The organism is Bacillus cereus group sp. BfR-BA-01381 (assembly GCF_022663555.1).
GTDB lineage: Bacteria > Bacillota > Bacilli > Bacillales > Bacillaceae_G > Bacillus_A > Bacillus_A pacificus.
Window position 1 is genome coordinate 21,319 of the sequence record NZ_JAKUFR010000059.1, and the last position, 10,576, is coordinate 31,894.

The window sequence follows — 10,576 nt, forward strand, 5'->3', positions numbered from 1 at the left end:
TTTTTGATTTTTTCAGGAGAGGTGAAGAGAATGACAGATCAAGAATATATGAGGATTGCCCTACAGTTAGCAGAAGGAACATCCGGACAAACAAGTCCAAATCCTATGGTTGGTGCTGTTGTTGTAAAAGATGGAAACATCGTCGGTATGGGAGCTCATTTGCGTGCTGGTGAAGAACACGCAGAAGTCTATGCTCTTCATATGGCTGGTGAAAAAGCAAAAGGAGCTACCGTTTATGTAACACTTGAACCGTGTAGCCATTTTGGAAAAACACCACCCTGCTGTGAATTGCTCATCAAAAAAGGAGTCAAACGGGTTGTAATTGCTACTCTTGATTGTAATCCGCTCGTTTCTGGTAATGGAAAAAGGAGATTAGAAGAAGCTGGCATCGAAGTAACGACTGGTGTTCTTGAAGCAGAAGCAATTTTATTAAATCGCTACTTTTTTCACTACATGAAAACGAAACGTCCATTTGTAACAATAAAAACAGCAATGAGCTTAGATGGAAAAACAGCAACCGTAACCGGTGAAAGTAAGTGGATTACAGGTGAAGAAGCACGAGCTGATGTTCACCAATACCGCCATACACATGATGCGATTCTCGTTGGAGTGAATACAGTTATAGCTGATAATCCGCATTTAACAACAAGAGTTCCTAACGGAGGGGAAAATCCTATACGCATTATTTTAGATACCCATTTACGAACGCCATCATCTTCTCATGTCATAACAGATGGCTTAGCACCGACATGGATTTTTGTCGGTAATGGTGTAGATAAAAAGAAAATAGCTTCTTATGAATCTGAAAATATAGCTATATTCCAAATGAAAACGAAACAGATTGAAATACAGGATGTTTTACACCTACTCGGCGAAAAACAAATTCTTTCTCTTTTCGTCGAAGGGGGGCAAACCGTTCATGCAAGTTTCTTACAAACAAAGTATTTCAATGAAATTATAACTTATATAAGTCCAAAATTAATTGGTGGAAATGATGCCCCTACTTTATTTGGGGGCAATGGTTTTTCAACATTACAAGATGCACTTTCCTTGGAAATTCAAAAGATGAAACAAATTGGCGATGATATAAAAATTGTTGCGCATGCCCGAAGTGAGGTGACGGAATGTTTACAGGAATTGTAGAAGAATTAGGAACGATTGCAAACATGCAACAAAGCGGGGAAGCGATGAAGTTAACGATTCATGCCAATAAAATTTTATCAGATGTTCACTTAGGTGATAGCATCGCGGTTAACGGTATTTGCTTAACTGTAACGAGTTTCACAACAACTTCATTCACAGTGGATGCAATGCCCGAAACGATGCAATCAACATCACTCCGCATGCTTAAACCGCAATGCACAGTAAATTTAGAACGTGCAATGGCGGCAAATGGACGATTCGGTGGACATTTCGTTTCAGGACATATCGATGGCATTGGAACGATATTAAACAAAAAACAACACTATAATGCCGTCTATTACAAAATAGCTATTTCTGATGAATTGCTGCGCTATTGTTTGCATAAAGGGTCCGTTGCTGTTGATGGAACGAGTTTAACAATATTTGATATAGACGAATCTTCCATTACCATTTCACTCATCCCGCACACAGTAAGCGAATCTGCTATTGGGGAAAAGAACGCCGGTGACATCGTAAACATTGAGTGCGACATGATTGGTAAATATATCGAACGCTTTATTTCTAAACCAGTAAAACGAACAGGTTCAATGACCGAAAGCTTTTTACAAGAAAACGGATTTCTATAAGGGGGAAGCATGATGTTTCATCGTATTGAAGAAGCTCTAGAAGATTTAAAACAAGGAAAAGTCGTAATCGTATGTGATGATGAAAACCGTGAAAATGAAGGCGACTTTATCGCTTTAGCAGAGTATATTACGCCAGAAACAATTAACTTTATGATTACACATGGGCGCGGCCTCGTTTGTGTACCAATTACAGAAGGATATGCAGAACGTTTACAATTAGAACCAATGGTAGCTCATAATACAGATTCGCATCATACTGCATTTACAGTGAGCATTGATCATGTTTCTACAACAACTGGGATTAGCGCGCACGAACGTGCAACTACGATACAAGAATTATTAAATCCTGCATCAAAAGGTGCGGATTTCAGTCGTCCTGGACATATCTTTCCATTAATTGCGAAAGAAGGCGGTGTTCTGCGTCGTGCTGGTCATACAGAAGCTGCTGTCGATTTAGCACAGCTTTGCGGAGCAGAACCAGCTGGCGTCATTTGTGAAATTATTAATGAGGACGGTACGATGGCACGCGTACCTGATTTACTACAGTGCGCAAAACAATTTGATATAAAAATGATTACAATAGAAGATTTAATTGCTTATCGCCGCCACCATGAAACATTAGTGACGCGAGAAGTGGAAATTACATTACCTACAGATTTCGGTACTTTCCATGCGATTGGCTATTCTAATTCCTTAGATTCGAAAGAGCATATCGCACTCGTAAAAGGTGATATTTCAACAGGAGAGCCTGTACTTGTACGCGTTCATTCAGAGTGCTTAACAGGAGATGTATTTGGCTCGTGCCGCTGCGATTGCGGACCACAACTCCATGCTGCACTTGCTCAAATTGAGCGTGAAGGAAAAGGCGTTCTTCTTTATATGAGACAGGAAGGACGAGGCATTGGCCTTCTTAATAAGCTTCGCGCTTATAAGTTACAAGAAGAAGGCTTCGATACTGTAGAAGCAAACGAAAAGCTTGGCTTCCCTGCTGATCTTCGTGATTACGGTATCGGTGCTCAAATATTAAAAGATTTAGGTTTACAACATTTACGATTATTAACGAATAACCCACGAAAAATTGCAGGCTTACAAGGTTACGATTTAGAAGTAATCGAGCGTGTACCGTTGCAAATGCCAGCAAAAGAAGAGAATAAAACGTATTTACAAACGAAAGTAAACAAATTAGGACATTTACTAAACTTATAATTAAAGGAGAGATTTATTATGGTATTCGAAGGTCATTTAGTTGGTACAGGATTAAAAGTTGGAGTTGTTGTTGGACGTTTTAATGAATTTATTACAAGTAAATTACTTGGCGGCGCTTTAGACGGATTAAAGCGTCACGGTGTAGAAGAATCTGATATCGATGTTGCTTGGGTTCCTGGTGCATTTGAAATTCCTTTAATCGCTAAAAAGATGGCGAATAGCGGGAAATATGATGCTGTTATTACGTTAGGCACTGTCATTCGTGGTGCTACAACACATTACGATTACGTTTGTAATGAAGTAGCAAAAGGTGTTGCATCTTTATCACTACAAACAGACATCCCAGTTATTTTCGGTGTATTAACGACTGAAACAATTGAGCAAGCGATTGAACGCGCAGGCACGAAAGCTGGTAATAAAGGCTATGAATCCGCCGTTGCTGCGATTGAAATGGCTCACTTATCAAAACAATGGGCATAAAAAAATAAAAAAGAGGCTGCGGCCTCTTTTTTATTTCTTCACTTTTTTCCGTACATCTTTTATTAATTCATCCATTGTTTTTCCTTCTGTTTGTATACGAAGCGTTTGTGCTGTTCTCCATACATTCTCTCTTTTCTTCGCTTCTTCTATAATAGTAATTTCTTTTCGTACTTCCTTTAAATCTTTCCCTTCTGTTTTCAATCCAAAATGTTCAGCTTTCGTTCGAAAATGTTGTTCAATTCGTTGTTGCATCTCTTTTTGTTCAGGATTTTCGGCGGCCTTAACTGGATCAGCACTTATTGCTTTTAGTAAAATGAGACAAGTCATAATCGCTAATATATATTTGTGCATGTAAAATCCTCCAACCCAATATAAATTACATATTTACTATGTACAATTGGTGCTTGGAAAATTCGTCTACCAAAATTCTTTTTTCCGCTCAAAAGCCACTAGTATCAAACGTTCACAACTATTTATTACATTTTATTTACAAAAAAAAGCAAACTCTTTTACAAGTTTGCTTTTTTCTATTTTATCGTGCACACTCTTCAATCTCAAATCCTAAATCTTCAATCATACCCCAGTCTGCAGTCGGTTCTTGTCCAGCTGTCGTTAAGTAGTCCCCAACAAAAATAGAGTTTGCTGCAAATAAACCGATTGGCTGTACAGAACGTAAATTGATTTCACGCCCTCCTGAAATACGAATTTCTTTCGTTGGGTTTACAAAGCGCATCATCGCCAGCACTTTTAAACATTCTACTGGTGTTAACTCTTTTTGTCCTTCAAGCGGCGTACCCTTTACAGCAACAAGGAAATTACATGGAATTGAATCTGCATCTATACGTTGTAATTCGAATGCAATTTCAGCTCGCTCTTCTATTGTCTCTCCCATTCCAAAGATCGCCCCAGAACATGGTGAAATACCGGCTTGTTTCGCTTTTTGAACTGTATCAACACGATCGTCATACGTATGAGTAGAGCAAATGCTTTCGTAATTATTCGCATGTGTATTTAAGTTGTGGTTATAACGATGTACACCCGCTTCGGCTAAACGTCCTGCTTGATCTTCGTTTAAGAACCCTAAACAACAACAAATCTTCAAGTCTGTCGTTTCACGAATCTCCTTAACTGCTCCAATTACGTGATTCACCTCTTTATCTGTCGGGCGACGACCAGATGCTACAATACAATATGTACCCGCTTTACGACGAATTGCTTCATGTGCCCCTTCTACAATCTTTTCCTGCGTTAGCCATGCATATTTATCAATCGGTGCTTCTGAAATAATAGACTGTGAACAATATCCGCAATCTTCAGGGCATAATCCAGACTTCGTATTAATAATCATATTTAATTTTACTTTCTTACCAAAGTGATGATGGCGAATGATATACGCAGCATTCATAATTTCTAAAATCTCTGTATCGTCAGCCTCTAATATCGCTATTGCATCTTCTTTCGTAATCACTTTCTCTTCTACTACGTCGTATGCAAGTTTTTTCCAATCCCTTTTTGTTTGTACTTGTTTCATTTCATCTCTTCCCCTCTTTTGTTATATGCACAAATAAAGCATGATACGTTGCCATTATCCCTTCATTTCCCGTGAAGTCTCTTTCGTATATGCGAAGCATCGCACGAAAGAGTGAGGGACTTTGACAATATGATTCTTCATTACTATTGGTCGCTCCTACTTTACGAATAGAATGTAGAAACTCCCTAACTTCTGTAAATCTCTCTATGTAACATGTTTCAGAAACATGTACATCCCCTGTTTCTATCTCACATATATGGCGCAACTGATTTTTCGAATAAAAACGTTGCCCAATCGATATTTCATTTTGTATATTTTTTTCTTCTTTCGCCCGCTGGAACGAAGCATGCAATTCTTGAAATGTTTCCTGCCCAAATGTTGAAAAGAGTAATATCCCCTCTATAGATAAATGACGAAATAAATTTCTTATCACTTGTTTTAAATCATTTAGCCATTGAAATGTGGCATTTGAAATAATGACATCATACGTTTCTTCTAGTCGTAATCTTTCGATATCCTCACAATAAAATGTTACATTGTTTACATTTTGTCTAGTTTTCGCAACTGCAATCATACTTTCAGCAAAATCAATAGCTGTAATTTGTGCTTTCGGAAATAAGTTTGATAATTGCTCTGTAACATATCCTGTCCCGCATCCAAGTTCTAAAATACGTATCGATGAATTTGCACTATATCGCCGATTCAATGTAGAAAGTAATGAATGCGCCATCTTTTTTTGTACATTTGCATATTGATCGTAGGATACAGCTGCCACGTTAAATCGTTTTTGTAGTAACGTTTTGTTGATCATTTCGTATCCCCTCTACAAATTGAATGATTTCATTTGCGCAATATTCGAAATTCGTTACGCATAATGCATGTCCAGCCTCACTTACTACTTTTAACTTAGCATTCGCATTCTCTGTCATACTATGAGCTGCAGATAATGGACATATCACATCCTGTTCTCCATGAAGAAGTAACAGCGGGACTTTGACATCTGTTAATTCGTTTCTCATATCTGCTTCTATTAAATAATCTAAGCCTAATTGTAATGACTGAATCGAGTCTCCTTTAAAATTCAGCGCAATCTCTTCAAAACTCGTATTCTCTTTCAGCTCATCTTTTGTAAACATATTTTCATAAAACCGCTTGAGCGTATCTTCTTTCTTTCTCGCCACATTCTTTTTCAGCCGCTCTACATGCAAAGCATTCCATCCACTCGTATAGTCGCTCGTATTTGTAAATTTGGGAGTACCACCAATTAGTACAATACCTTTTGTCTGAATCTTTTTATGTGCTTGAACTGCCGCTAACGCCCCTAGTGACCATCCAACTAAAATGACATTTTCATCCTTTGCTACATCTATTATTCGCCCTGCAAATTCACTTTGTTCTTTCACATTACGCCAATTGATACATTGAACAGAATACTCTTTAAAATACGGCAGAACTAAAGTCCAAACACCTTCTTCCATTCCCCACCCAGGAATAAAAATAATCTTTAGCTCTTTCATACGAAAAACCCCTCTTCTTTACCAATGCGTATAATATGGTGAATAGCCCATTGCAAATCAGCTGTTGTATGTTGGGACGTAACTGCAAAACGGACCCGTGAACTATTAACTGGAACCGTTGGTGGACGAATTGCAATTGCAGCAATCCCTACCTGTTGCAACCTTTTACTAAACCGTAACGCTGTTTCATTTGAACCGACTACAATCGGTACAATGTGAGTTGAGCTATTTCCAATATCAAAACCAGCTTCTCGTAAATGGTTTCTGAAATATGCTCCATTCTCTATAAGTCTCTCTCTTCTTTCATTATCTTCTTTTACAATTTCAATTGCTTTTTGTACCGCTCCTAATGTTCCTGGCGGTAATGCAGTAGTAAAAATAAAACTTCTCATCATATTGTGTAAATACTCTATATAAATTGCATCACCTGTCAAATACGCACCATAACACCCTAAAGCCTTACTAAACGTCCCCATATGTATATCTATTTTTTGAGCAAGATCTTCTTCTATATGAGATAATCCAGCTCCGCCAATTCCATATATTCCACTCGCATGTGCTTCATCAACTATAAGAATTGCCCCGTATTTCTCTTTCAGCTCTACTAACTCCCTTAAATACGCAGTATCACCATCCATACTAAAAACAGTATCTGTTACGATTAATTTCCGCTTTTCAGGTGACGCTGTTTTCAACAACTTCTCTAAATGATCCAAATCATTATGACGATACCTTTTATGCTCTGCTCCACTTAATATAATTCCATCAACAATACTTGCGTGATTTAATTTGTCACTAAACACAATATCGTGACGACTCACTAATGAAGAGATCACTCCAATATTTGCGGTATATCCACTATTCACAACTAAGGCTTTTTCAGTGCCTTTCCAATCGCATATACTTCTCTCAACCTCTTCATACAGTGAATAGTTTCCTACCACGAGCCTTGATGCTGTCGCCCCAGTTCCATATTTTCTTGTACATGCGATAGCAGCTTCTTTTAACCTTTCATCTCCAGCTAACCCTAAATAATTATTTGACGCTAAATTTAGCATCCTTTTCTCATCTCGAATAAGCCATGTCTCTTCTGCTTGTTCTGTTACATGCAAATTACGATACTGCCCTCGCTCATGTAATTGTTGCAATTTAGATTGAAGATGTGTGCGCCACGTTTGATTCATTTCGGATAAGCTCCTCTAATTTTGAAATCATTATATATTCTTTAGCAGATTCCAAGACTTCTTCTCTTGTAAACTCACCTGCTAAGAATGGTAATAAACCTAAAACCGGTACCCCACTTAGCTCTTCAATCATTTCTTTATTTTCATGCACTCTTTCCATTTCGCATTCTTTGCAGCCAGATAAAATGACACCTGCTACTGTTAAACCATATGCCTTTGCATAAGCGATCGTTAAAACTGTATGATTTACTGTTCCTAATGTAGGGCGTGCTACTACAATAAGTGGAAGTTGTAATTCTTTTGCGAAATCAATTACTAAAGCGTCCTCTGTATATGGAACAGCTAACCCACCTGCTCCTTCTACAAGTAGACTATTAAAATCTTTCAATCGTTCATTATAGTGATGAATAATTTCTTTTAACGTTACTGTCCTTCCAGCTCTTTTCATAGCAAGTCTCGGGGCAAGCGGCTCTTCAATAGAGTAAGGGCAAATTTCATCTTCTTTTGTCGGTACACCTGATAATGCTTTTAGCCTTGCTGCATCTCCCTCTGGATTTGATGCAACATGTCCACTTTGCAATGGTTTATATACCCCGATGTTATATCCCAGTTCTCTAAATACACCTGCTAATGCACCGGCGACAACAGTTTTCCCCACTTCAGTATCCGTTGCTGTTATAAAAAAACCACTCATTATTCTCCCTCCGTAACATCCGAGATTGCTTTATACAAAATACGTAACATATCATCAATCTCATCAATTGTAGAAGCAAGAGGGGGCATAAATACAATCGTATTACCGAGCGGGCGCAAAATCATACCCAGCTCTCTTGAGCGTTTACATACTTGAACACCGACTCTCTCTGTCCATTCAAACGCTTCTTTCGTTTCCTTATTCTTCACAAGTTCAATTCCAACCATTAACCCGCATTGACGAATATCCCCTACATGTTTATATGCAAAGAGGTCTTCTAATTGCGTCGCCACATATTCTGTTTTACGTGCCACCTCTTCTATTAAATTTGTTTTCTCGTATAGTTCTAGATTCGCAATTGCTACCGCACACCCTAACGGATTCCCTGTATAACTATGTCCGTGGAAAAATGTTTTTTGTTCTTCATAGCCTCCTAAAAAGGCTTTATAAATTTCATCTGTCGTTACAGTAATTGCAACTGGTAAATATCCGCCTGTTAAACCTTTTCCGGCTGTCAAAATATCCGGCGTTACATTTTCATGTTCACATGCAAACATTTTTCCAGTACGCCCAAATCCAGTCGCTACCTCGTCTGTAATAAATAGAACATTATATTTTGTACATAAATTACGTAGCCCTTTTAAGTATCCTTTTGGCATTGTAATCATACCGCCAGCACCTTGCATTAAAGGTTCTACAATAATCGCCGCAATTTCTTCATGTTTATCTTTCAGCAGCTCTTCCATTTCTTCTAAATGTTTTTTTACAATTTCCTCCTTATTATTTCCATAAGGAGAACGATATGTATATGGATAAGGCATTTTAATTGCTTCAAATAAAAGCGAACTATACACTTGGTGAAACAAGTCTATTGCTCCTACTGAAACAGCTCCAATTGTGTCACCATGATACGCTTCTTTTAATGTAACAAATCTTTGTTTCTTCGGTTTTCCTTTATGCTGCCAATATTGAAAGGCCATCTTAATTGCAATTTCAACGGCGCTAGAACCGGAGTCTGAATAAAACACTTTCTTCAAACCTTCTGGTACAACTTCAATTATTTTTTCGGCTAATAAAATAGATGGAACGTTAGCAAGCCCTAGCATAGTAGAATGGGAAATTTTATTTAATTGTTTACGAATTGCCTCATCTAGTTCCGGTACTTGATGTCCATGAACATTTAACCAAATAGACGAAACACCGTCCCAATATTCGTTTCCATTTACATCGTATAGCTTTCTTCCCTCTCCCCGTTCAATAATGACAGGATCTTCTTCTAAATAATCCTTCATTTGTGTAAACGGATGCCATACATAGGCTTTATTTTTCTCCGATAATTCTTCATATGTATATGATGGTTTGTCAGTCGTACTCTTACTAAAAGTCACAATTGTCACCCCTAATGTTAACTAGTTTATAAATATAGTTAACATTAAAACTAAATGACTGTCAATTATTTTCAAATCAAGTAGTTCTTAAAAAAGAACAACTTATCATACGATAAGTTGTTCTACTTTCCATGTTGTATCTTTCCGATTTCTAAAATAATCTCTTCATCTTTTTTTCCTTCTGTTTCAATTCCAAGTTGTTTTGCATGTTCAATCAATAAATCATGGCGCTTCTCAAATCTTGCGGTATTTACTTCTTTCGCAACCTCTTCTTTTATTTTCCCTTCCATAGAAACCCCTAGTTTCGTAGCTGCTTTCTCCATCGACTTCTTCTCTTCAGCTTCTTTCGCTTTCTTCACTTCTAACTGCTGTATTTGCTTTTGCTTCGCCTGCTCTGATTCAGCTGCAAAAGCTGTGTAAATTCCAGCACTTCCGCCAATGACTAGTAAAGTGGTAAAAAGAATTATTTTTTTCTTCACTCTTTCCTCCCCTTTCAAATTCATTATAACGCACATTTTCCCAGGATTAAAATCGTTCTCCTTTATTTCCCTAAAAAATTATTGAATATTTTTATTGACATGTGAGACGAATATATGATAAAAATTTAACTAACATCATATGAATCGGCATTGATAGGATTTAGTAGTATTTCGATTTCTGATTTCAGAGAGCTGGTGGTCGGTGCGAACCAGTACAGAGCGAATTATGAATTACCCCCTGGAGCTTCTTTTGCGAAACGTAAGGAGTAGTGAAAGACGGTTATAGACCGTTATATCTAAAGAGTGGTGAAACGACACTGTTTCACAA

Annotated in this window: 12 protein-coding genes and 1 other annotated feature; of the genes, 4 read left to right on the forward strand and 8 right to left on the reverse strand. The window is 37.7% G+C overall.

The annotated features are described in order from the left end of the window. Positions 1 to 30: 30 nt before the first annotated feature. Genes ribD through ribH form a run of 4 tightly spaced genes read left to right on the forward strand, consistent with a single transcriptional unit; the run spans position 31 to position 3,455 of the window. Positions 31 to 1,143 (forward strand): bifunctional diaminohydroxyphosphoribosylaminopyrimidine deaminase/5-amino-6-(5-phosphoribosylamino)uracil reductase RibD, encoded by a 1,113-nt coding sequence (ribD, locus tag MR079_RS19155; RefSeq protein WP_242294446.1) that lies wholly within the window; start codon positions 31 to 33, stop codon positions 1,141 to 1,143. Next, on the forward strand, positions 1,125 to 1,769 hold the full coding sequence (gene ribE, locus MR079_RS19160; RefSeq protein ID WP_242294447.1) for a riboflavin synthase subunit alpha: 645 nt from the start codon (positions 1,125 to 1,127) through the stop codon (positions 1,767 to 1,769). The genes ribD and ribE overlap by 19 nt, the downstream gene beginning before the upstream one ends. Before the next feature lie 12 nt (positions 1,770 to 1,781). Beyond that, a complete protein-coding gene (ribBA, locus tag MR079_RS19165; RefSeq protein ID WP_087954366.1) occupies positions 1,782 to 2,975 on the forward strand; it encodes a bifunctional 3,4-dihydroxy-2-butanone 4-phosphate synthase/GTP cyclohydrolase II in 1,194 nt (397 codons plus the stop codon). Between the two features lie 18 nt (positions 2,976 to 2,993). Beyond that, positions 2,994 to 3,455 carry a 6,7-dimethyl-8-ribityllumazine synthase gene (gene ribH, locus MR079_RS19170; RefSeq protein ID WP_000230898.1) on the forward strand — a complete coding sequence of 154 codons (462 nt, stop codon included), beginning with the start codon at positions 2,994 to 2,996 and terminating at the stop codon, positions 3,453 to 3,455. A 30-nt stretch (positions 3,456 to 3,485) separates the two neighbouring features. Here ribH and MR079_RS19175 read toward each other — a convergent pair whose 3' ends face one another. The 8 genes from MR079_RS19175 to MR079_RS19210 all read right to left on the reverse strand — a co-directional run bounded on the left by MR079_RS19175 (position 3,486) and on the right by MR079_RS19210 (position 10,248). Next, on the reverse strand, positions 3,486 to 3,806 hold the full coding sequence (locus MR079_RS19175) for a hypothetical protein (RefSeq protein ID WP_000549778.1): 321 nt from the start codon (positions 3,804 to 3,806) through the stop codon (positions 3,486 to 3,488). A 181-nt stretch (positions 3,807 to 3,987) separates the two neighbouring features. Then, positions 3,988 to 4,986, reverse strand: coding sequence for a biotin synthase (gene bioB, locus MR079_RS19180; protein WP_242294448.1), 999 nt, complete (start codon positions 4,984 to 4,986; stop codon positions 3,988 to 3,990). A 1-nt stretch (position 4,987) separates the two neighbouring features. Further along, positions 4,988 to 5,797, reverse strand: coding sequence for a malonyl-ACP O-methyltransferase BioC (gene bioC, locus MR079_RS19185; RefSeq protein WP_242294449.1), 810 nt, complete (start codon positions 5,795 to 5,797; stop codon positions 4,988 to 4,990). After that, positions 5,763 to 6,503 (reverse strand): alpha/beta fold hydrolase, encoded by a 741-nt coding sequence (locus MR079_RS19190; protein ID WP_139866774.1) that lies wholly within the window; start codon positions 6,501 to 6,503, stop codon positions 5,763 to 5,765. The genes bioC and MR079_RS19190 overlap by 35 nt, the downstream gene beginning before the upstream one ends. Beyond that, positions 6,500 to 7,687, reverse strand: a complete 1,188-nt coding sequence (gene bioF, locus MR079_RS19195; RefSeq protein ID WP_242294450.1) for an 8-amino-7-oxononanoate synthase — start codon at positions 7,685 to 7,687, stop codon at positions 6,500 to 6,502. Before bioF ends, MR079_RS19190 begins: the two co-directional genes overlap by 4 nt. Continuing rightward, on the reverse strand, positions 7,653 to 8,381 hold the full coding sequence (gene bioD / locus MR079_RS19200; RefSeq protein WP_242294451.1) for a dethiobiotin synthase: 729 nt from the start codon (positions 8,379 to 8,381) through the stop codon (positions 7,653 to 7,655). Before bioD ends, bioF begins: the two co-directional genes overlap by 35 nt. Then, positions 8,381 to 9,769, reverse strand: coding sequence for an adenosylmethionine--8-amino-7-oxononanoate transaminase (bioA, locus tag MR079_RS19205; protein ID WP_242294452.1), 1,389 nt, complete (start codon positions 9,767 to 9,769; stop codon positions 8,381 to 8,383). Before bioA ends, bioD begins: the two co-directional genes overlap by 1 nt. A 122-nt stretch (positions 9,770 to 9,891) precedes the next feature. Then, entirely contained in the window at positions 9,892 to 10,248 is a 357-nt protein-coding gene (locus MR079_RS19210; RefSeq protein ID WP_242294453.1) for a hypothetical protein, read from the reverse strand. A gap of 141 nt (positions 10,249 to 10,389) precedes the next feature. Then, positions 10,390 to 10,576, forward strand: a binding site (T-box leader). This feature is flagged as partial in the annotation.